General features: G+C 36.5%; 20 protein-coding genes. 15 read left to right on the top strand and 5 right to left on the bottom strand.

Annotated elements, in window-relative coordinates; translation table 11 throughout:
- Positions 1-192: 192 nt before the first annotated feature.
- Complete coding sequence (hemB, locus tag ACGH4F_RS02985) at positions 193-1,203, bottom strand: porphobilinogen synthase (protein ID WP_411589932.1); 1,011 nt, start codon at positions 1,201-1,203, stop codon at positions 193-195.
- Between the two features lie 189 nt (positions 1,204-1,392).
- Between hemB and rpsU the strand changes: the two genes are divergently transcribed.
- From rpsU to ribD, 13 genes are all read left to right on the top strand, one after another.
- A complete protein-coding gene (rpsU, locus tag ACGH4F_RS02980) occupies positions 1,393-1,608 on the top strand; it encodes a 30S ribosomal protein S21 (RefSeq protein WP_034882800.1) in 216 nt (71 codons plus the stop codon).
- A 144-nt stretch (positions 1,609-1,752) separates the two neighbouring features.
- Positions 1,753-3,534 carry a DNA primase gene (dnaG, locus tag ACGH4F_RS02975; protein WP_267361398.1) on the top strand — a complete coding sequence of 594 codons (1,782 nt, stop codon included), beginning with the start codon at positions 1,753-1,755 and terminating at the stop codon, positions 3,532-3,534.
- A gap of 84 nt (positions 3,535-3,618) precedes the next feature.
- On the top strand, positions 3,619-5,460 hold the full coding sequence (gene rpoD, locus ACGH4F_RS02970) for an RNA polymerase sigma factor RpoD (protein ID WP_267352364.1): 1,842 nt from the start codon (positions 3,619-3,621) through the stop codon (positions 5,458-5,460).
- A gap of 66 nt (positions 5,461-5,526) precedes the next feature.
- A complete protein-coding gene (locus tag ACGH4F_RS02965) occupies positions 5,527-6,498 on the top strand; it encodes a bile acid:sodium symporter family protein (protein ID WP_411589931.1) in 972 nt (323 codons plus the stop codon).
- 68 nt (positions 6,499-6,566) lie between these two features.
- Entirely contained in the window at positions 6,567-8,081 is a 1,515-nt protein-coding gene (gene pitA / locus ACGH4F_RS02960; protein WP_267380885.1) for an inorganic phosphate transporter PitA, read from the top strand.
- 66 nt (positions 8,082-8,147) lie between these two features.
- On the top strand, positions 8,148-8,624 hold the full coding sequence (gene uspA / locus ACGH4F_RS02955) for a universal stress protein UspA (protein WP_065558916.1): 477 nt from the start codon (positions 8,148-8,150) through the stop codon (positions 8,622-8,624).
- A 164-nt stretch (positions 8,625-8,788) separates the two neighbouring features.
- The gene (locus ACGH4F_RS02950; protein WP_267380884.1) at positions 8,789-9,538 is read left to right on the top strand and encodes an SDR family oxidoreductase; all 750 of its coding nucleotides are present in this window, start codon (positions 8,789-8,791) and stop codon (positions 9,536-9,538) included.
- A 124-nt stretch (positions 9,539-9,662) separates the two neighbouring features.
- The gene (locus ACGH4F_RS02945) at positions 9,663-9,992 is read left to right on the top strand and encodes a hypothetical protein (protein WP_065558914.1); all 330 of its coding nucleotides are present in this window, start codon (positions 9,663-9,665) and stop codon (positions 9,990-9,992) included.
- Positions 9,993-10,352: 360 nt separating this feature from the next.
- On the top strand, positions 10,353-12,809 hold the full coding sequence (gene thrA, locus ACGH4F_RS02940; RefSeq protein WP_411589930.1) for a bifunctional aspartate kinase/homoserine dehydrogenase I: 2,457 nt from the start codon (positions 10,353-10,355) through the stop codon (positions 12,807-12,809).
- Complete coding sequence (gene thrB / locus ACGH4F_RS02935) at positions 12,810-13,748, top strand: homoserine kinase (protein ID WP_220216570.1); 939 nt, start codon at positions 12,810-12,812, stop codon at positions 13,746-13,748. It abuts the gene before it with no gap.
- A 121-nt stretch (positions 13,749-13,869) separates the two neighbouring features.
- A complete protein-coding gene (gene thrC / locus ACGH4F_RS02930; RefSeq protein WP_411589929.1) occupies positions 13,870-15,159 on the top strand; it encodes a threonine synthase in 1,290 nt (429 codons plus the stop codon).
- A gap of 158 nt (positions 15,160-15,317) precedes the next feature.
- Entirely contained in the window at positions 15,318-15,770 is a 453-nt protein-coding gene (gene nrdR, locus ACGH4F_RS02925) for a transcriptional regulator NrdR (protein WP_065558910.1), read from the top strand.
- Positions 15,771-15,778: 8 nt separating this feature from the next.
- Positions 15,779-16,894, top strand: coding sequence for a bifunctional diaminohydroxyphosphoribosylaminopyrimidine deaminase/5-amino-6-(5-phosphoribosylamino)uracil reductase RibD (ribD, locus tag ACGH4F_RS02920; RefSeq protein WP_267352357.1), 1,116 nt, complete (start codon positions 15,779-15,781; stop codon positions 16,892-16,894).
- Between the two features lie 174 nt (positions 16,895-17,068).
- Here the strand turns inward: ribD and ACGH4F_RS02915 are convergent, their stop codons facing one another.
- From ACGH4F_RS02915 to ACGH4F_RS02900, 4 genes are all read right to left on the bottom strand, one after another.
- Entirely contained in the window at positions 17,069-17,503 is a 435-nt protein-coding gene (locus ACGH4F_RS02915) for a PTS sugar transporter subunit IIA (protein ID WP_411589928.1), read from the bottom strand.
- Between the two features lie 63 nt (positions 17,504-17,566).
- Positions 17,567-18,979, bottom strand: a complete 1,413-nt coding sequence (locus ACGH4F_RS02910) for a PTS fructose transporter subunit IIC (RefSeq protein WP_267352355.1) — start codon at positions 18,977-18,979, stop codon at positions 17,567-17,569.
- Between the two features lie 10 nt (positions 18,980-18,989).
- Positions 18,990-19,910: a 1-phosphofructokinase family hexose kinase gene (locus ACGH4F_RS02905; protein WP_267352354.1), complete on the bottom strand. Its 921-nt coding sequence runs from the start codon at positions 19,908-19,910 to the stop codon at positions 18,990-18,992.
- Positions 19,911-19,922: 12 nt separating this feature from the next.
- A complete protein-coding gene (locus ACGH4F_RS02900; RefSeq protein WP_411589927.1) occupies positions 19,923-20,777 on the bottom strand; it encodes a tagatose bisphosphate family class II aldolase in 855 nt (284 codons plus the stop codon).
- Between the two features lie 332 nt (positions 20,778-21,109).
- Between ACGH4F_RS02900 and ACGH4F_RS02895 the strand changes: the two genes are divergently transcribed.
- Both ACGH4F_RS02895 and ACGH4F_RS02890 read left to right on the top strand, forming a co-directional pair.
- Positions 21,110-21,925: a DeoR/GlpR family DNA-binding transcription regulator gene (locus ACGH4F_RS02895; RefSeq protein WP_267352428.1), complete on the top strand. Its 816-nt coding sequence runs from the start codon at positions 21,110-21,112 to the stop codon at positions 21,923-21,925.
- Position 21,926: 1 nt separating this feature from the next.
- Positions 21,927-22,895, top strand: coding sequence for a sugar kinase (locus ACGH4F_RS02890; RefSeq protein ID WP_267380877.1), 969 nt, complete (start codon positions 21,927-21,929; stop codon positions 22,893-22,895).
- Positions 22,896-22,913: the final 18 nt, after the last annotated feature.

The following is a 22,913-nucleotide window of genomic DNA, read 5'->3' as shown; positions in this document are numbered from 1 at the left end:
TTTTTCTCGATATTGAAATTTTAAGAAAACTAAATTAATGGACGATTAACAATTAAGATGATTTGAAAATCTAGATATTTTATAATAGGTTAACTGATTTTGTGTTCATCAAAATCTTAAATAAAGAGGCGGGTAAAAATCGACATGCAAATCTATGCATGTCAATTTTATAAATGGCTAAAATTAATTTTGTTAAGTGTTATTTAACCATTCGGCAACTTGTTTAGAGAAATAGCTTAATATGCCATCTGCACCAGCGCGTTTAAAGCAAAGTAATGATTCCATAATTGCTGATTTTTCATCTAACCAATTATTTTCAATTGCTGCTTTTAACATGGCATATTCCCCAGATACTTGATAGGCAAAAGTCGGAACGGCAAAGGTGTCTTTCACTCGGCGAATAATATCAAGATAAGGCATACCGGGTTTTACCATGACCATATCAGCACCTTCACTTAAATCTTGATAAATTTCTTGCAAGGCTTCATCGCTATTCGATGGGTCAAGTTGATAAGTTTTTTTATTTCCACCTTTTATATTTTTAGCTGAGCCGACTGCGTCTCGGAAAGGGCCATAAAAACTCGAGGCATATTTGGCGGAATAAGCCATTATTTGCGTATTATGAAAACCTTGGGCTTCGAGTTCGTCACGAATTGCGCCAATGCGTCCATCCATCATATCGCTTGGTGCGATAACATCAACACCAGCATGAGCTTGCATCAAGGCTTGTTTAACAAGTGTTTCGACAGAAACATCATTTAGAACATAACCATGTTCATTAATAATACCGTCTTGTCCATGAGTAGTATAAGGATCAAGTGCTACATCGGTTAATATGCCAAGCTCAGGAAACTCTCTTTTTAATGCACGTACGGCTTTTGGGACTAAACCATTTTCATTGTAGGCTTCTTGTGCAAGAAGCGATTTTTTTTCAGGTTCAATAGCGGGAAATAAAGATAAAACCGGAATGCCTAATCGAACAATTTGTTCGGCTTCTTTCAATAACACATCAATGCTCATTCTGTTTACACCTGGCATAGATGCAACTGGTTGAGTAATCTGATTTCCTTCAACAATAAAAACCGGATAAATCAGGTCATTAACACTTAAATTATTTTCGGCAATTAGACGTCGGCTAAAATCTTGTGCCCGATTACGTCTGAGTCGGCGCTTAGGATATTGACCTGTAATAAATGGTGACATAAAAGCTCCTGCTTATTTTTTCTTATTAAAATTAGAGTAATTATCTGATGCCAAAAGCTGTTTAGCAAATTAATTTGCTGTATTAGAATAAATCAAATTTTTACTTTACAACATACGTTGATTAGAGGTAAAATTGCGCACTAATTTTTAGTCCTTTGTGATATTAACCAATTTTGAGGTGAGAGGCACATGCCAGTAATTAAAGTACGTGAAAATGAACCTTTCGATGTAGCATTACGTCGTTTTAAACGTTCTTGCGAAAAAGCAGGAGTTTTAGCTGAAGTTCGTAACCGTGAATTTTACGAAAAACCAACGACAATTCGTAAACGCGCTAAAGCAGCGGCTGTTAAACGTCATGCTAAGAAATTAGAAAGAGAAAACGCTCGTCGCACTCGTTTATATTAATATTTTTGCGATTATTTATACTTAAAATTTAAATTGATATAAAAATCAATTTGTTATATTTTTAATATAAAGAATTCTTACAAGCCGTACACAAGGTACGGCTTGTTGTCTTTCTAAAATGCCAATATTGGTTGAACGTTCATTATGAAAGGTCAAATTCCTCGCGATTTTATTTTAGAACTGATAGCTCGATCTAGCATTCTAGATGTGATCAGTAAACGTGTTAAAATGAAAAAACAGGGAAATAACTATTTTGGTTGTTGTCCTTTTCATGATGAAAAAACGGCTTCTTTTTCGCTTAACGAAAAAAAACAGATCTATTATTGCTTTGGCTGTGGCGCGACGGGTTCTGTCGTCACTTTCTTGATGCAATATGAACGTTTATCATTTCCAGAAGCTATTGAAGAGCTAGCCAATATGCAAGGGATTCGTGTCCCTTATGTCGATAGTGAAAACAAGCAAATCGACCAATCCAAACATATTGAATCTCGAAATATTCGCCGAGATTTATATACATTAATGGCTAAAATTACCCATTTTTATCAGCAACAATTAGCCCAACCAACATCAACAGATGCCAATCAATATCTTGAACAACGCGGATTGAATGCCGAAATTATCAATCGGTATAAAATTGGTTTTGCGCCAAATGAATGGCGATTAACCTTACAAAACGTGGTTAAAAGCAAAGCAGAAGCCGAGCTTTATAATCAAGCTGGTATGTTAGTCACGAATGATAATGGTAACCAATATGACCGCTTTCGTGGTCGAATTATGTTCCCGATTCGTGACAGACAAGGTAATGTGATTGCCTTTGGTGGGCGAACAATCATCAATGATAATGCGAAATATATCAATTCACCCGAAACGCCTATTTTTCATAAAGGGTTTCAGTTGTATGGTCTTTATGAAGCACAAGAAGTGAATCGTAATCCTAAACAACTGATGGTGGTTGAAGGATATATGGATGTTGTCTCGCTTGCCCAATTTGGGATAGATTATGCAGTTGCGGCACTTGGTACAGCGACATCTGAAGAGCATATTAAGCTGTTATTTAGAGCAACAGATTCTGTCCTATTTTGTTATGACGGCGATAATGCTGGGCGTAGTGCAGCATGGCGAGCACTCAATGTTTTATTACCTTGCTTAATTGACGGTAAAGAGATAACTTTTGCTTTTTTACCACAAGATGAAGATCCGGATAGTTTGGTTCGAAAAATAGGTAAAGATGGATTTGAGTCCTATTTACAAACGGCACCAAATTTATCTAAGTTTTTATTCGATGAACTTTTGAAACAAGTTGATTTAAAAACGCCTGAAGGAAAATCTAAATTAAGTTCACTCGCTTTACCTTTAATTGATCAAGTAAAAGCAAAAGCATTCCGTTTAAACTTGTTGCAACAATTAGGTAAATATTTGGGTTTACTTGATGTGTCTCAGCTTGAGCAATTATTGCGTGCAAGTCGCACTAAAAACGATACAAACACGGTGGTTAATACGCCTGTGTCTCAGGTAAAACTTACTACTATGCGTATTTTAATCGGCTTATTAATTCAGTACCCTTATCTTGCTAAGCTAGTCACCGATATTAAAGCTATCAGTCAAGTGAAAATGGCGGGTATTGAAATTTTTATTGAACTACTTGAATTATGCCAACATTACCCAAATATAACTACTGCACAGATCTTAACTGAATATATTGATAAACCGTTTTATAAGCAACTAAATCGGTTAGCAATATGGGAGCACCATTATCAAGACAATCAAATAGAGTCAATTTTTTCGCATACGTTAAAAGAGTTATATGATAATATACTCGCCCAACGGCAAGATGAACTGATCGCAAAAGAGAGAGTCTCCGGCTTAAGTACCGCAGAGAAAAAAGAATTAGCGACACTTATACTTGTTTTATCGAAAAAAGACTAAATATTGGGTATATGTAGAACCAAATTTTACCGCGTTTTACATATATAATATACATGACCGAACAACTTTAATGTGGATACCTTTATGGAGCAAAATTCTCAATCACAGCTTAAACTCCTAATCATTCGAGGTAAGGAGTTAGGATATTTAACCTATGCTGATGTCAACGATCACTTGCCTGAAGAGATTATTGATTCAGATCAGATTGAAGATATAATCCAAATGATTAATGACATGGGGATTCAAGTGCTTGAAGAAGCCCCAGATTCTGATGACTTATTACTTTCAGACAATGTCCCTGATGAAGAAGCCGTTGAAGCAGCAACGGCATTGGTATTATCAAATGTTGAGTCAGAAATTGGTAGAACAACCGATCCCGTCCGTATGTATATGCGTGAAATGGGGGCAGTTGAACTGCTAACTCGTGAAGGCGAAATTGATATAGCCAAACGTATTGAAGATGGGATTAACCAAGTTCAAACGTCGGTATCAGAATATCCAGAAGCAATTACATATCTTTTAGAACAATATAATTTAACCGAAAGTGGTGAGGTACGATTATCCGACCTAATCACTGGTTTTGTTGATCCTAATGCTGAAGGATCAGGTGATGCACTTCCTGAAGATTTGGAAGATAGTGAAGCTGACATCGAACTTGATGACAGTGATGATGAAAGCGAAGATGAAGATAGCGATTCTTCAGCAGACGATGATGTCTCTATCGATCCTGAAGTTGCACGTGCTAAATTTGCTGAATTAAAAGAGCAACACGATAAAACATCAGAAGCGATCAAAAAATACGGACGAGCTCACAAAAAAGCACAAAAAGAGATCGAAAATTTATCTGAAATATTTAAGCAATTTCGTTTAGTTGGTAAACAGTTCGACATTCTAGTCAACAATATGCGAAGCATGATGGATCGTGTAAGAGCACATGAACGTGTCATTATGAAGATTTGTGTCGAACAAAGTAAAATGCCGAAAAAACAGTTTATGACCTATTTTACGGGTAATGAAAATAACATGAACTGGTTTACTAAAGCATCAAGCTCAAAAGGGGCTTTTGCCGCTAATTTAAAAGAGTTTGAAGAGCAAGTTGCTGCACAAATTGAATCGCTTCAAAAAATTGAAACGGAAACTAATCTTTCTATCGAACAGATTAAAGATATTAATCGTCGTATGTCTATTGGTGAGGCAAAAGCTCGTCGTGCCAAGAAAGAAATGGTTGAAGCAAACTTACGTTTAGTGATTTCTATTGCTAAAAAATATACAAACCGTGGTTTACAGTTCTTAGATCTTATCCAAGAAGGTAATATTGGTTTGATGAAAGCAGTTGATAAGTTTGAATATCGTCGTGGTTATAAATTTTCAACCTATGCAACTTGGTGGATCAGACAAGCGATTACTCGTTCGATTGCGGATCAGGCAAGAACTATCCGTATTCCAGTACATATGATTGAAACGATTAATAAATTGAATCGTATTTCACGTCAAATGTTACAAGAAATCGGTCGTGAGCCTACGCCAGAAGAGTTGTCAGAGCGCATGCAAATGCCTGAAGACAAAATACGTAAAGTACTTAAGATTGCCAAAGAACCAATCTCAATGGAAACCCCAGTCGGTGATGATGAAGATTCACATTTAGGGGACTTTATCGAGGATACGGCTCTTGAGCAACCATTAGATGCGGCAACATCTGAAAGTTTACGTAGCGCAACACGTGATATTCTTTCTGGATTAACCCCACGTGAAGCAAAAGTATTACGTATGCGGTTTGGTATTGATATGAATACCGATCATACGCTTGAAGAAGTTGGTAAACAGTTTGATGTAACACGTGAACGTATTCGTCAAATTGAAGCCAAAGCACTGCGTAAATTGCGTCATCCTAGCCGTTCAGATGTGTTACGTAGCTTTTTAGAATAGTATTTTTTTATTTGTAACTATATCGCCACAATTGTGGCGATTTTTTTAACGTGTAAACTGTTAATTATGAATATATTACAACGTTTTAAGATAGATCCATTTTTATTAATTCTGATTTGCGTTGTGCTGACTGCTAGCTTGTTTCCTTGTAAAGGTGAAACCAAAACTGCATTCGAACATTTGACCACCTTCGCCATTGGTTTACTGTTTTTTATGCATGGTGCAAAGCTTTCTTTTCAAGCAATCGTTGTTGGCATTAAAAATTGGCGATTACATTTGCTGATTTTTATTACGACTTTTGTGGTTTTTCCTGTTTTTGGCATCATGATGCAACTGTTGGTGCCAACTTTCCTATCTGAAAATCTTTATTTAGGATTTGTCTACCTTTGCGTTCTACCTGCGACTGTTCAATCCGCTATAGCTTTTACATCAATTGCAAAAGGTAATGTCGCTGCGGCCATTTGTAGTGCTTCAGCATCCACTTTATTAGGTGTCTCTATCACGCCTGTATTAGTTGGTTTATTGATGCATACACAGGCTGTTGCATCCATGAATATCATGGATGCCATTAGCTCAATTATGCTCAAATTAATGTTACCCTTTATTATTGGTCATTTATCCAGACGGTATATTGGCAAATGGGTAGACAAATATAAAAATATCATTTCTAAAACGGATCGTTTATCTATTCTTTTAGTGGTTTATGTGGCATTTAGTGACGCTGTCGTAAATGGAATTTGGTCTCAAGTTGGCGTGTTATCGCTATTTAGTGTCATCTTTTTTTCTATTTTATTATTAATTCTTGTATTATTGTTCACTACTTATAGCGCAAGATTATTGGGCTTTAATAAAGAAGATGAAATCACCATTGTATTTTGTGGGTCAAAAAAGAGTCTTGCTAGTGGTATTCCTATGGCAAGTGTTATTTTTCCTATCTCGATTATGGGAATAATGATTTTACCTTTAATGATTTTTCACCAAATTCAATTGATGATTTGTGCCTTTTTAGCCGCTCGTTATGCGAAGCGAAAAATATAAAAATTATTTTGCTCATTGCCTTATTCTCAAGGATAATAGAGCCGCCATTAACTACAGAAAGATATATTATGTTTCATCTATTTGCTGATTTAGAATTTTCAACAATTATATTATTAGTCTTTGCATTGCTTTTTGTTCTTTTTTACGAAGCAATTAATGGATTTCATGACACAGCTAATGCTGTGGCAACTGTTATTTATACAAGAGCATTGAAAGAACAACTCGCTGTTTTTATGGCTGGCGTGTTTAATTTTTTTGGTGTACTTTTGGGTGGGTTAAGTGTTGCTTACGCAATCGTTCACCTTTTACCAACCGATTTATTACTCAATGTTAGTTCAGCGCATGGACTGGCAATGGTTTTTTCAATTTTATTTGCTGCCATTATTTGGAATTTAGGGACATGGTATGTCGGTATTCCTGCATCAAGTTCGCACACCTTAATTGGTTCAATTATTGGGGTTGCGCTTGCTAACGCATTTATCATGGATACTTCAATTATTGAAGCGCTTAATATTCCTAAAATGATTCAAATTTTCCTGTCATTAATTGTTTCCCCTCTGGTTGGGTTAATCATTGCGGGTTTAATGATATTTTTATTGCGTAAATATTGGACTCGTAAAGGTCAAAGTAAAAAAAGCAGTAAAAAAAGAGAACGTATTTTTATGACGCCAGAACAGCGTGAAAAGCTCTATGGTAAGAAGAAACCTCCTTTTTGGATCCGTATCATGTTAATTATATCAGCAGCAGGTGTTAGCTTTTCACATGGTGCGAATGATGGGCAAAAAGGGATTGGTTTGTTAATGTTAGTTTTAATGGGAATTGCCCCAGCAGGCTTTATTGTGAATATGAGTGCATCTACTTATGACATCACTAATACGCGTAATGCAATTCACAATATTGAAGAGTATTTTGTTTCACATCAAAAAGATTTAACCAGCGTTATTGGTCATCAACCAGCTATCGATTCAACAATTCCAACAACCGATATTAATCAATATCACTGCGACTACTCTCGTTCATTTATGACGATCGGTATTGCTAATTCATTATTTAATAAACTTAATGATTATGAAGCATTAACGGTCGATCAACGTTCACAAGCAAGACGTATTTTACTTTGTTTATCCGATACCGTATCGCATGTTGCAAAACAACCTAATGTTTCCACCGAAGATAAACAATATTTAAAATCTTTAAATAATGATTTACTCAAAACCGTTGAGTATGCACCTGTTTGGATTATTATTGCTGTTGCCTCAGCACTGGCATTAGGCACTATGATTGGTTGGCGACGTGTTGCAATCACCATTGGTGAAAAGATTGGTAAAAAAGGGATGACTTATGCACAAGGTGTGTCAGCGCAAATTACAACCGCATTATCAATTGGTATCGCCAGTTATACAGGAATGCCTGTATCAACAACACAGGTTCTTTCTTCATCGGTTGCCGGTACCATGATTGTTGATGGTGGTGGGGTACAAAGCAAAACGATAAAAAATATTGCATTAACTTGGGTTTTAACATTGCCAATTTCAATTTTGCTATCTGGATCACTTTTTTGGCTTGCTCAAAAATTAATTTAGTAGTAAAAAAGAAGATATTAATTTTACTTTTAATCTGAGCGCCAAAAAAGAAAGGAGTAAAGAACAATGGCTTATAAACATATATTAGTCGCAGTGGATTTATCACCTGAAAGTGAAGTGCTTGTTGAAAAAGCGGTATCGATGGCAAGACCTTATAATGCTCAAGTCTCATTGATTCATGTTGGTATTAATTATTCTGATCTTTACACAGGTTTAGTTGATATTAATATGAATGATATGAAGGATAAAATTACCGAAGATGCCCATATTGCTTTAAATAAATTAGCCGATGATGCTGGTTATCCTATTGCTCATACATTATCAGGTAATGGGGAGTTTGGTCAGGTATTGATTGAAGCTATTCATGAATTCAACGTCGATCTTGTTGTATGTGGTCATCATCAAGATTTCTGGAGTAAATTAATGTCTTCCGCTCGTCAACTTATCAATAATACGCATATTGATACTTTGATTGTTCCATTAAAAGATGAAGAACCCGCTGAACAAACCGCCAAAGGAAAAGTTAATGATCAACCCGCTTAAATAGCGGGTTTTTTATTCTTTATACGTTACTATAAAATACTACCGATTCTTATTTCTTAAGTTAGATGAGTGTAACATGACTACTTTGCCATTTTTTGATAAGGCATGTTGACGTTTTCAGGGCTATACTCAAAGGTATAAATTAATCAATAAGGAGATTTACGATGAATATTGCATTAGTGACAGGGGCATCTTCAGGTTTTGGTCAAGCAACGTGTCGTAAGTTGATTGCTGATGGTTACAAAGTTATCGGAACTGCTAGGCGAGAAGATAAATTAAAAAGTCTTGCCAGCGAACTGGGGTGCAATTTTTTACCATTGGTTTTAGATGTGACCAAAAATGATGCGGTAGAATCCCTATTGTTACAACTTCCTAAAGAATTTCAACCCATTGATATCCTCATTAATAATGCTGGCTTGGCGTTAGGGATGGAACCTGCCTATCAAGCTAATTATGACGATTGGGAAACCATGATTGAAACAAATATTATTGGGTTAGTGCATTTAACTCATCAAATCTTACCGGGAATGGTTGAACGTAATTTTGGTTATATCATTAATCTTGGATCGGTTGCGGGGAGTTATGCCTATAAAGGTGGTAATGTGTACGGTGCATCTAAAGCTTTTGTAAAACAATTTAGTGCCAATTTACGAACAGATCTACTGGGTAAAAAAATTAGAGTGACCAATATTGAACCGGGATTATGTGGCGGAACTGAATTTTCTAATGTGCGATTTCATGGTAATAATGAACAAGCCGCTGCTGTTTATAAAGGTGTGGATTATATTACACCTGACGATATTGCCAATACCATTTCATGGTTAGTCAATACACCACCACATTTTAATGTGACTTCGATTGAAATTATGCCTGTGGCTCAAGCTCAAGCAGGATTATCAGTATTTAAAGAGTAAAAACAAAATAAATTAATTGTTTTTAGAATAGTAAAAAATTAAGTTTAGTAAACAAAATAGACTTGCACTTAAGCTAATGGATTGCTATTCTTTTATCCTATAATTTTGATTAAGGTTTATGGCAATGACTTTCTCTGAAGTAACAAAAACATTTGCGACAAGTTTGCCGGGCACAGATAGTTATGTCAAACTGCGTAAAGCTATGCGCTCATTAATTCAAGACGATCCAAAAAATGCTGCCGTGTATTTTTTGATTTTTGGGTTTGCGCGAACTTATGTCATGTTGTATGAAGATCAGGAAGTATCACCCCAGTTTGCCGAAGATAATCAAAAATTGATGTTATCGTATTTAAATATCCTTGATGAAGCATTGAAAAAACAAGATGCACAAAGCATATATCAAGCATTGAACAAAGTGGTCAATGAATACGAAAATAGCAAAAAAGTATTTTGATATAGCAGCCCGACATGAAAATGTCGGGCTGTTTTATTTTGTATAGCAATAAAAACAGAGTAGGGAATATCATGAACATAATAATGACAATCACAGGCATTATTATCACCTTAGGCACCATTATGCGATCTAGGGCGGGTTGATATTTTTCTAAAAAATATAAGAAAACCCGCCAAAAAAGGCGGGTTTTTATTTTGTATTGAAGATATGAGGTTCAAAATTTCTTATAAGATGAAACGACTTCAGGCAAGATAAGAAAAAAATCTTATTTAACTGCAATGAGTTTTTATCAGACGTTTTGGCTCAATGGTATTTTGGATGGTCAATGACATAACTTAGGATAGTAAGGGTAGGTGTGATATGAAAGTATTAAAATTTGGAGGAACATCTGTCGCTAATGCAGAACGTTTTTTGCGAGTAGCAGAAATTATTGAGAATAATGCTAAACAAGAGCAAACAGCGACAGTATTATCGGCGCCGGCAAAAATCACTAACCATTTAGTAGCGATGGTTGAGAAAACGGTTGATGGGCAAGATATTAAAAATAACCTTTATGAAGCGGAAAAAATCTTTGCGGATTTGTTAGAAGGTCTTTCAAAAGCACAACCAAATTTTGCTTACGAAGCCATGAAACATTTTGCATTAAATGAGTTAAATCATATCAAACAGCTACTTGAAGGTATTCGTTTATTAGGACAATGCCCCGATAGCATCAATGCTTCTATCATTTGTCGAGGTGAAAAACTCTCTATTGCCATTATGCAAGCTCTGCTTAAAGCAAAAGGGCATTTAGTCACGGTTATTGATCCAGTGGCAATGTTAATTGCAGAAGGTGACTACTTGGAATCAACGGTTGATATTGCTCAATCCACACATCGAATTAGTGATATGCATATCCCTGAAGACCATATAATATTGATGCCTGGTTTTACCGCCGGAAATGATAAAGGGGAACTCGTTGTGCTTGGGCGTAATGGCTCTGACTATTCCGCTTCCGTGTTAGCGGCTTGTTTGCAAGCTAATTGTTGCGAGATTTGGACGGATGTCGATGGTGTTTATACTTGTGATCCTCGTATTGTACCGGATGCTAAATTACTCAAAACTATGTCTTATCAAGAAGCCATGGAGCTATCTTATTTTGGTGCCAAAGTGCTTCATCCAAGAACTATTTTACCTATTGCTCAGTTCCAAATACCTTGTCTTATCAAAAATACCAATAATCCTGATGCGCCGGGAACATTGATCGGTGCCAATGTCGTTGACTCAACAACACCAGTAAAAGGCATAACTAATCTCAATAACATGGCTATGATTAATGTATCTGGCCCTGGTTTGAAAGGAATGGTCGGCATGTCGGCACGGGTCTTTTCTGCCATGTCTTATGCCGGTATTTCGGTAGTACTCATTACGCAATCTTCATCAGAATATAGTATTAGCTTTTGTATTCCTCAAACAGAATTATATCGAGCTCAAGAAGCATTAAATGATGAATTTTATTTAGAATTAAAAGATGGATTACTGGAGCCGATTGAAGTAATTGATAAGCTTGCTATTATCTCGGTGGTTGGTGATGGTATGCGCACGCTACGAGGTCTATCAGCTAATTTCTTTACTGCTTTGGCGCGAGCCAATATTAATATTGTGGCTATTGCTCAAGGTTCATCTGAACGCTCAATTTCGGTCGTTGTGGATAATGATGTCGCCGTAATGGGTGTGCGTGTTACTCATCAAATGCTATTTGGCACCGACAAAATGTTAGATGTCTTTGTCGTTGGTGTAGGTGGTGTAGGGGGAGCACTGGTTGATCAGATAGGACGCCAACAAAAATGGCTTAAAAATAAACAGATTGATCTGCGGGTCTGCGGTCTGTTTAATTCTAAACACAGTTTATTAAATCGTGATGGCATTGATCTAAAAAATTGGCGAGAACAGATTAAACAATCTGACATTCCTTATACCTTAGAAAGCATAATTGAATTTGCTAAAAATAATCGTCTTCTCAATCCAATTTTGGTTGATTGTACTTCTAGTAGTGAAGTGGCTGATAAATATGCAGACTTTTTAGCCAATGGTTTCCATGTGGTTACCCCTAATAAGAAAGCGAATACCAGTTCAATGGCTTATTATTTACGTTTACGACAAGAAGCTGAAAAAAGTAAACGTAAGTTCCAATATGATACCAATGTGGGGGCAGGGTTACCCGTTATTGAAAATCTACAAAATTTACTCAATGCCGGTGATGAACTCATTAAATTTTCGGGTATTTTGTCGGGTTCGCTTTCTTTTATTTTCGGTAAACTCGATGAAGGCATGTCGTTATCAGAGGCGACGAAGCTAGCAAAAGAGAAAGGCTTTACTGAACCCGATCCAAGAGATGATTTATCAGGGACAGATGTTGCTCGAAAACTATTAATCTTAGCCCGTGAAGCAGGATTACAACTTGAGTTAGATCAGATAAAAGTGGAATCGGTGTTACCCAAAGAATATGCGCAAGGAAGTATCGAAGAGTTTATGACAAAATTACCGCAACTGGATGCTGAATTTAAAGCAAAATCCGAAAAAGCGATACAAGAGGGGAAAGTATTGCGTTATGTAGGCAGCATTGAGGGCGGACAATGTAGTGTTAAAATTGAAGCCGTCGATAGTGAAGACCCACTTTATAAAGTTAAAAATGGTGAAAATGCATTAGCATTTTATACTCGCTACTATCAGCCAATCCCATTAGTCTTGCGAGGTTATGGTGCAGGTAATGATGTCACTGCAGCGGGTGTGTTTGCCGATATTTTGCGTACAACATCAGGAAAAATCGGAGGTTAAATGACACATCAATCCATAACAGTATATGCTCCTGCATCAATGGCGAATATCAGTGTGGGATTTGATATTTTAGGTGCAGCAATTAGCCCAATAAGTGGAACGATGCTGGGTGATTGTATCACTGTTGAATCATCAACTGAATTTAAACTGGTTAGTAAAGGGCAGTTTGTTAAAAAATTGCCACGAGACCCTAAATACAACATTGTTTATCAATGTTGGCAGCGTTTTTGTAAAGCAATGGGTAAAACGTTACCGGTTAGTATCACACTTGAAAAAAATATGCCTATTGGTTCTGGTTTAGGGTCAAGTGCGTGTTCAGTCGTGGGGGCGTTTGTCGCCTTAAATGAGTATTTTGGTCAACCTTTTAATCAAATTGAAATGCTTAAAATGATGGGTGAACTGGAAGGACGAATTTCGGGTAGTGTGCATTATGATAACGTTGCGCCTTGCTATTTAGGTGGCATGCAACTGATTCTGGATGAAATGGGCATAATCAGTGAATCTATTCCTCATTTTGAAGATTGGTATTGGGTTATGGCTTATCCGGGAATCAAAGTCTCAACGGCTGAAGCACGGGCTATTTTACCTGCACAATATCAAAAATCAGATTGTGTCGCTCATGGTCGTTATGTAGGCGGCTTTGTGCATGCCTGTTATACCAAGCAATCTAAATTAGCCGCTGCCATGCTGATCGATAATATTGCTGAACCTTATCGCAAACAGTTGTTACCAAACTTTGATGAAACACAGCAACGTGTAAAACAACTTGGTGCGTTAGCTTCAGGCATTTCAGGTTCTGGACCAACCATGTTTGTTATTGCGGATAAATTAGAGACTGCACAGCAAATCGAAATACTTCTTAAAAGTCGCTATTTACAAAATAGTGATGGGTTTACGCATATTTGTAAAATTGATCAACAAGGGGCAAGAGTAATTTAAGTTTATCCATTTTTGAAACGTGAGTTAAACTTAAACCTATTCTAATTTATGACTGACTAACCGCTAAAAAGGTTGTCAAAAAGTGTAACCAATTAAAGCATAAAGATTATCGGAAAATATCATGAAATTGTATAATTTAAAAGATCACGCTCAGCAAGTTAGCTTTGCTCAGGCCGTTAAGCAAGGATTAGGACGAAACCAAGGGCTTTTTTTTCCAGAAATATTGCCAAAATTTTCTGCAAACGAAATTGAATCATTATTAAAACTCGATTTTGTAACGCGAAGTGCCAAAATCTTATCCGCATTTATTGGCGATGAAATCAGTCATCAAGATATGCAACGTTTAGTTAATAATGCCTTTCAATTTCCTGCGCCAGTCAAAGCAGTTGAAAAGGATATTGGTACTTTAGAGTTATATCACGGCCCAACACTTGCCTTTAAAGATTTTGGTGGGCGCTTTATGGCGCAAGCATTAGTTCAAGTTGCTGCCGATGATAAAATCACTATTTTAACGGCGACATCAGGTGATACTGGTGCTGCCGTTGCCCATGCTTTCTATCATCTACCTAATATTCGGGTGATAATTTTATATCCACAAGGAAAAATCAGCCCTCTACAAGAAAAACTCTTTTGTACATTGGGCGATAATATTCATACTATTGCTATTCAAAGTGATTTTGATGCCTGCCAAGCTTTGGTTAAAAAAGCCTTTGATGATGAAGAGTTAAAGACAGCAATTGGTTTAAATTCAGCAAATTCAATTAATATTAGCCGGTTACTCGCCCAAATTTGTTACTATTTTGAAGCCTATGCCCAGCTCACGCCAAAGCAACGAGAACAGTTGGTCATTTCGGTGCCAAGTGGTAATTTTGGTGACTTAACTGCCGGATTATTAGCCAAGACGATGGGGTTACCGATCAAACGCTTTATAGCCGCGACTAATGCTAATGATACCGTTCCTCGTTATTTAGAGACGGGCAAATGGGAACCTCATCCTACTATTGCCACGCTATCTAATGCAATGGATGTGAGCCAACCTAATAACTGGCCACGTATAGAAGAAATTTATCACCGTGAAGGTTGGGTTTTAAAAACACTTGGACATGCCGCTATTTCCGATGAAGTTTCTAAACAAGCCGTTCGTGAACTGGATAAAAAAGGTTATTTATCTGAACCGCATGGCGCTATTGCTTATCGTGCGCTTCGTGACCAACTGCAAACCGGTGAATATGGATTATTTTTAGGTACTGCACACCCTGCAAAATTCAAAGAAGTGGTTGAAGATATTTTGGGGCGAACCATTCCATTACCTAAAGCATTAGCTGAGCGTGCAGATATGCCGTTACTTTCGCATAATATGCCTGATGATTTTGTCAAATTACGTGATTTTTTGATTCAGTTAGATTGGTAATTCGCTTTCCGTCGCTGAATTGGCGACGGTCTGTTTGGCTGGATATTTAAGTGTTCAGGCTAATTTTCAAAAACAAATTGACTTTATTAAGGTAAACCTTGTTTAAATTAACATTTTCAGATATTGTAATGTAAATTATGTCATTATAGAGATGTTTTATGTACTGTCCGTTTTGTAATGCTGAAGATACTAAAGTCATTGATTCTCGTTTGGTTGGAGAAGGCTACCAAGTCCGTCGCCGTCGTCAATGTGTGGAATGTAATGAACGTTTCACCACATTTGAAGTTGCTGAATTAATCATGCCTAATGTCATCAAAAGCAATAAAGTTCGTGAACCATTTAACGAAGAAAAGCTCCGTAATGGCATTAAGCGTGCACTTGAAAAGCGTCCTGTTAGTTTTGATGCTATTGAAGATGCCATTACACGTATTAAGTCTAAACTGAGAGCAACGGGTGAGCGAGAAGTTCCTGCAAAACTAATTGGTGACTATGTCATAGAGGAGCTTAAAAATTTAGACAAAATTGCTTATATTCGTTTTGCTTCTGTCTATTTTAGTTTTGATGATATTGAACAATTTAGTAATGAAATTGCTAAATTACAACAAAAATAATTAATAATATGACAACAATTTCTGATCAAGATCACGTTTACATGCATCAAGCGATTGAGCTTGCAAAACTGGGTCGTTTCACGACAACGCCTAATCCTAATGTCGGGTGTGTCATCGTTAAAGATAATCAAGTTATTGGTACTGGTTATCATCAAAAAGCGGGTCAACCACATGCAGAAGTTTATGCCCTACAAATGGCGGGACAGCAAGCAAAAGGTGCAACCGCTTATGTTACTTTAGAGCCTTGTAGTCATTTTGGTCGAACGCCACCTTGTGCCGATGCATTAATTCAATCAGGGGTTAGACGTGTCGTTATCGCAATGCAAGATCCCAACCCTAATGTTTCAGGTAAGGGCATTAAACGTTTACAAGATGCTGGTATTGAGGTAACCCAAGGGGTTTTAGCTGACCAAGCGGAAGCGATTAATAAAGGTTTTTTAAAACGCATGCGCACAGGCTTGCCTTTTGTCCAACTTAAACTGGCGGCTTCGTTAGACGGAAAAATCGCTATGGCATCGGGTGAAAGCAAGTGGATAACTTCAAACAAGGCAAGAGAAGATGTACAACAGTTTCGTGCTCAAGCCAGTTGTATTTTAAGTACTCGGGCGACGGTACAAGCAGATAATGCAAGTTTAACGGTTAGATATAATGAATTGCCGGATGACGTACAAAAAATATATTCATTAGAAGATGTTAGACAACCAATTCGAGTCATTATCGACAGTCAAGATGAGTTAACAGGAACTGAAAATATTTTTAATCAATCTGGTGAAACATGGGTGATACGAAAAAACGATACTCCCATAGAAAAGCCAAATATCAAAATAATTATTGAACCAACGCATTGCAAGCAAATAGATTTATCTAAATTATTTTCGCTATTGGCTGAAAAACAGATGAATACGGTTTGGGTTGAAGCTGGCGCTCATCTGGCAGGTGCATTAATTGAACAAGATTTAGTGGATGAACTTGTTATCTATTATGCCCCTAAATTATTGGGACATAATGCGTTAAATATGTGTATATTGCCCAATCTGCAAAAACTTGCATTCGCACCACAATTTCACTTTGAGTCAGTTGAAATGATTGACGAAGATTTGAGAGTTATTCTTAAACGAAAATAGTCTTCATTTCCAATATTCATTTAAATAGGTTTAACAAAGATGCAAGTTATAGTGACTATTTGCAAGTCTGATAAATGCAAATTTATGGAACTCAATAGTTATCACAATTCCACTAGATTGTGATTATCTCCTATGAGCTAAGGTGATCCACACTCATAGGAGGATAAATATTAATTACCCTTGTAAAATAGCCAATAACTCTTCGGGAGTTTGAACGGCATGTATGCGTGCTAAGGTATTTTCAGCAATCACCGCTCGAGTAAGTTGACGCAGTATATTTAGATGCTCATTAGCTTTTGCTGCAATGCCTACGACAACATAAGCAATATTATCATCTTCATCCCAGTGAATGCCTTTAGGAAAATAGATAATCTTCAAACCTGTTTTTAATACGCTATCACGTTTATCGGTGGTACCATGAGGAATGGCAATACCATTACCTAAAAAAGTCGATATTTGTGCATCTCTATCATACATTGCTTGAGTATAGTCATTGGTGACTAAATTGGATGCTATCATACTATCAGCGACTAACTTAATGGCTTCTTGTTTGGAATAGTTACCATTTAAAATCGAGATATCATTGATTGATAAGGTTAAATTACTCATATGGTGTTCCTGTTTAAAAATTATCCTGAATAATTGTTTAATGTCTAACTAATTGTTAATTAATTAACGCATTGTTATCGATTTTGATTTTCTTTTCTCATGCATACGCAGTAAACCCAGTAACACAGCGCCAACCAGTGCACCAATAAAAATGCACGCTACCCATAAAAATGGTTTATTAACCAGTGGCAGTACTAAAAAGCCACCATGTGGAGCAGGCACTTGAATTTGGCATAGAAATGTCAATACGGATGCAATTGCCGACGATAACATCATGATTGGAATGACCCGCAAAGGATCTTTTGCCGCAAATGGAATTGCGCCTTCGGTAATATGTGTGGAACCGAGAACATAATTGACAATACCTGCAGCACGTTCTTCTTCTGTAAAGGCTTTATGACGGAAAATGGTCGTCGAGAAGGCGATAACAAAAGGCGGTGCAATGCAAGCAGCTGAAACCCCAGCCATAAAATAGTAATTTCCTTCACCCAATAACATAGTACCTGTTACATAAGCTGCTTTATTAATAGGACCACCAAAATCAAAGGAACACATAGCACCAATAACAATACCGAGTAAAATTGGATTAGTATGTTGTAATGAACCAAGCCATACAGCCATTGTGTTATTCGCTATGGCGATGGGTTTACCCAGATAATACATCCCTGCACCAATAACAAATACACCGATTAATGGCATAATAAAAATTGATTTCAGTCCTTCGAAAGAGCGAGGTAGATGATCTAACCATTTTTTGAGATACAGCATCAGATAACCAGCAGCAAATCCAGCGAGAATACCGCCTAAAAAACCTGCTCCAGTAGCCGTAGCCATTAATCCACCTACAAAACCAGCAACCATCCCTTGCTTACCTGCAATGGAATTGGCTATAAAAGCGGTGAAAATAGGCACCATAATGTCAAATGCTTTTCCCCCGATTTGTTTAAGCATTGCTGCAAATTCATTATATTGTTCATTATTAGGATCTGCGGAATAAATACCCCATAAAAATGATAAAGCTATGAGTACACCACCAGCGACAACGAAAGGCAGCATGTTTGACACACCACTCATTAAGTGTTTATAGAGCTGGCGTCCAATCGATTCTTTGACTTCCACTTGCTTTAAGATCGCATTATTAACACTATTCTGTACGCCTTTACGAATAGGAACTGTCCCTGAAGTAATCTGCTCTATTAATGCTACAGCTTTGTGTATACCCTCTTTAACGGGAACTTCAATAACAGGTAAACCATTAAAGCGATCAGGATTAACATCTTTATCTGCCGCAATAATCACCCCAATGGCATTTGCCATATCAGCTTCGGTAATTGCATTATCAACACCACTTGCACCATTGGTTTCTACTTTAATTTCAATTCCTGCTTTTTGCGCAGCTGATTTTAGCGCTTCTTCTGCCATATAGGTATGTGCGATACCGGTTGGGCAGCCTGTTACAGCAAGTATCTTCTTCATAACGCCCCCTTTATTTAATTTGGGTAACTACAAGTTTCTCCATATAGGTACTGATTTTATCGAGTAGACCTAATCCATCTGATTCTGCAACATTAGCCCCTGTTGCAGAGGCTTTTTTCATTGCTTTTTCAACGTGTTCTTGTGTTGGTAGCCATTCACTAAGAAATGCAGCAAGTGACGCATCGCCTGCACAAGCAGAACTGATCAAATTGATTGGTACGGCATTACAAAACCAAACATGCTGACCATCTGAAAAGTAAAGACCTTTTTCCCCCATAGTTAATAAAATATTTTGAGCACCAAGTGAATGTACCGTTGATAACGATGCAATGACTTGTTCCGTTGTTTGGGTTTCTAATCCAAAAATGTCTTTCAGTTCATCATTATTGGGTTTGATTAATAGCGGTTTATAAGTAAGTAATTGAGCGAGTTTAGGATGACTAATATCTAAAATAACTTGAATATTTTTGGTTTGGCATATATCTAAAACAGATTGATAATATTCAGGCTCGATGTTTTTAGGTAGGCTACCACTGATGACTAAATAGCTATTGTGATCAAGAGAATCAATGATGTTTAGCATTTCAGCTTTCTTTTTATCTGGCACAAAAGGCCCTTTCCCCACTAACTTATATTCATTTTGTCCATCATTAATAAAAACGTTAATGCGAGTGATATCATCGATAAAACAAGGTTTGATTTCAATCTGCATTTTGGTGAGTTCATCAATAATATATTTTCCTGAAAATCCACCAAAAAAGCCCAATGCACATGTCGATTTATTAAATTTTTTCAAAACAATTGAAACGTTAACAGCTTTACCATTGGGACTATATTCTGTATGTGAAGTACGATTCACTGCATTGGGATTAAGACCTTGGCAACGGATATTCATATCAATTGCCGTATTAAGTGTTAAAGTATAGATCATAGGATTGACCTCTTAGAGTTTACCGGCACATCCACATGTTGTAATGATTTTTTTAACCACTTCTTTCATTGCTGCTTTTGCTGGTTTCATGTAATGTCGAGGATCATTGGCATTTGGATTTTCGATAAAATAGTGTTTTAGTGCATCAGAAAAGGCGATTTTGAGTTCCGTTGCAACATTGACTTTGCAAATACCACGTTGAATGCATTCACGAACATCTTTGTCTGGAACACCTGAAGCGCCATGTAATACCAGTGGGATATCAACCATAGAACGAATTTCAGAAAGTCGATCAAAATCTAATTTAGGTTCGGATTTATACAGACCGTGAGCAGTCCCAATTGCAATGGCAAGTGAATCAATTCCTGTTCGTTCAATAAATTCAACTGCTTGTTTAGGATTGGTATATAAAGCATCTTTAGCATCCACCACAAGATCATCTTCAACGCCACCAAGCCTACCTAATTCAGCTTCAACACTCACATCATAGCGGTGAGCATAATCAACAACGCGTTTTACTAACGCAATATTTTCTTCAAAAGAGAAATGCGAACCATCAATCATGACTGAGCGTATCCCTGAATTAATTTTTTCAACGATATCATCATATTCTTCATGATGATCGAGATGGATGGCTAACGGTACTTTGTGTTTTTTAGATAGCGCTTCGGCAATGGCAATAATATTTTCTGTACCGGCATAACAGTATGTACCAGGCGTACCGGCTAATATTACAGGGGAGTGTAATTCGGCAACCGTTTCAACAATAACTTGCATGGTTTCTAAATTATGTATGTTAAAAGCTGGAACGGCATAATGTTCATGCTGTGCTTTTTTTAACATATTATGACTTGAAATGATCGACATATGACAACCCCTTAAATTGATTTGCAACCAGAACTAAATTTTAAAATGAAAGTATTTTTATTAAATTATGATTGCAAAACGAAAGTTATGCCAGTGTCATTACCGTGAGTTGGATCACAAAACTGAACATTTATTCAACAGTAAAAGTAATTTAAATTGATAAAGATAAATTTAAATGGTTAACATGTAACCCTGTGATTTTGATAATGTTAAGATGTGGTATCTTCGATAAAACATAACTTATTAATTATTGTTGACCACTTGTATGATAAATTCTATTATCATTAATCTTAATTCGTTTTATGTAATACAGGACATTAAAATTGGCTAAAGTGTCTTCAGCCCTTTTGAAACGTAGATTGGATATTGCGGAAATAGTAAGAAAAAAAGGTGAAATCAAAGTTGAAGAGTTATCATACATGCTTCAAGTTTCAACTGTTACTATTCGTCAAGATTTAACCTATTTAGAACAACAAGGATATTTAAAGCGTTCTTTTGGTGGGGCAATTTATTTGTCACCAGAAGGTACAAATAATAAAACGCATATTGTAGCGGCGAATAATTCATTACTTGTTGATGATATTTATGATATTGATTTAGTGAAGAATTGCTTAAATTATATTAATGATGGCGATACCATTTTTTTAAGTCATGGCAGACTTACAAGAAAGCTTATTCCCTATTTGCATGTTAAAAAATCATTAAAATTAATCATGAATGATATTAATAATGCACAATTAGCGAAAGAGTTCACCGATGCTAATATTGTGCTTACTGGTGGTGTATTATTAAAAAATAATATTTTGCATAATGATATCAGCGATTCAATTTTAGATGATTATTCGATTTCACATTTTATTGTTGAATTAACCGCCATTAATCATGATAACCAAATAATAATTGAAGATACTGAGCAAATCAGTATATATCAACAATTAATCAAAAAAGCTCATCACATCATTGGTATTTTACCTCAGCGTGTTGTTTATAATGATGATCATAGCATTGGAAAGCTAAAAAATATGGATGTGATGATCTTATCCCGACCGGCTGTAACCGAATATCATCAGCAATTATTAGATTCTAGTTTCAAACAATTTGCCGCAAATAAATTTAGTGTCATTTACCAAAATGAATTAGGAGCATAATGTGAATTTTAAGATTTGTTCTATCGGGGAGCTACTAGTTGAATTTTTAGCAAAGGAACAAAATCAGCGTTTTGATCAAACAGGCGAATTTATAGGCCCTTTTCCGAGTGGTGCGCCAGCTATATTTGCTGACCAAGTGGCAAAGTTAGGGTTTCCGGTCGTGTTTTTTAGCTGTGTTGGTAAAGATACCTTTGGCAAAATGTGTGTTAATCGGCTTAAACAAGATGGTGTCATGACGGATGGCATCACTTTTCATAATAAAGCTAATACGGGTAGCGCCTTCGTATCATACCGCAATTCTAATGAAAGAGATTTTATTTTCAATATTCCTAATAGTGCCTGCGGTCTTCTTTCATTCAACCATATCAACGAAAACTTGTTGAAAGATTGTACTCATTTACATGTTATGGGCTCATCGTTGTATTCGTTTCGAGCAATTGATGCAGTGCGCAAAGCATTAGATATCATCAAACGAAAAGGAGGAACTATTTCTTTCGACCCAAATTTACGCAAAGAAATGTTTAATATTCAAGAGATGGAGCAATCTTTTGGTTATATCATGGAATATACTGATATCTTTTTACCTAGTGAAAGTGAAGTGAATTATTTTGCCGACCATAATAATGAAAACGAACAAGAAACCATAATAAAATTGCTTCAAAAAGGGATCAAACATATTGTTGTGAAATGTGGAGCGAAGGGGTCAACTTATTATGGTTATGATGAACAAAATACGATTAAAAAGATTCATGTCGATAGTTTTACAACGCAATCAATCGATCCAACAGGCGCAGGAGATTGTTTTGCAGCAACATTTGTCAGTTTAATGCTTGCGGGATTTAGTGTTGAAAAAGCTTTGCAATATGCAAATGCAAGTGGTGCATTAGCCGTTTCACAAAAAGGTCCAATGGAAGGCACCTCTACCTTAACAGAATTAGAAAGATTTATTTTTAATTCCAAAGTTAATTAAATATCGTAAACTTTTTTA

This window comes from Gilliamella sp. CG35 (genome assembly GCF_046635745.1).
Classification (GTDB): Bacteria; Pseudomonadota; Gammaproteobacteria; order Enterobacterales; family Orbaceae; genus Gilliamella; species Gilliamella apicola_I.
This window is presented reverse-complemented; position numbering and strand designations above follow the sequence as displayed.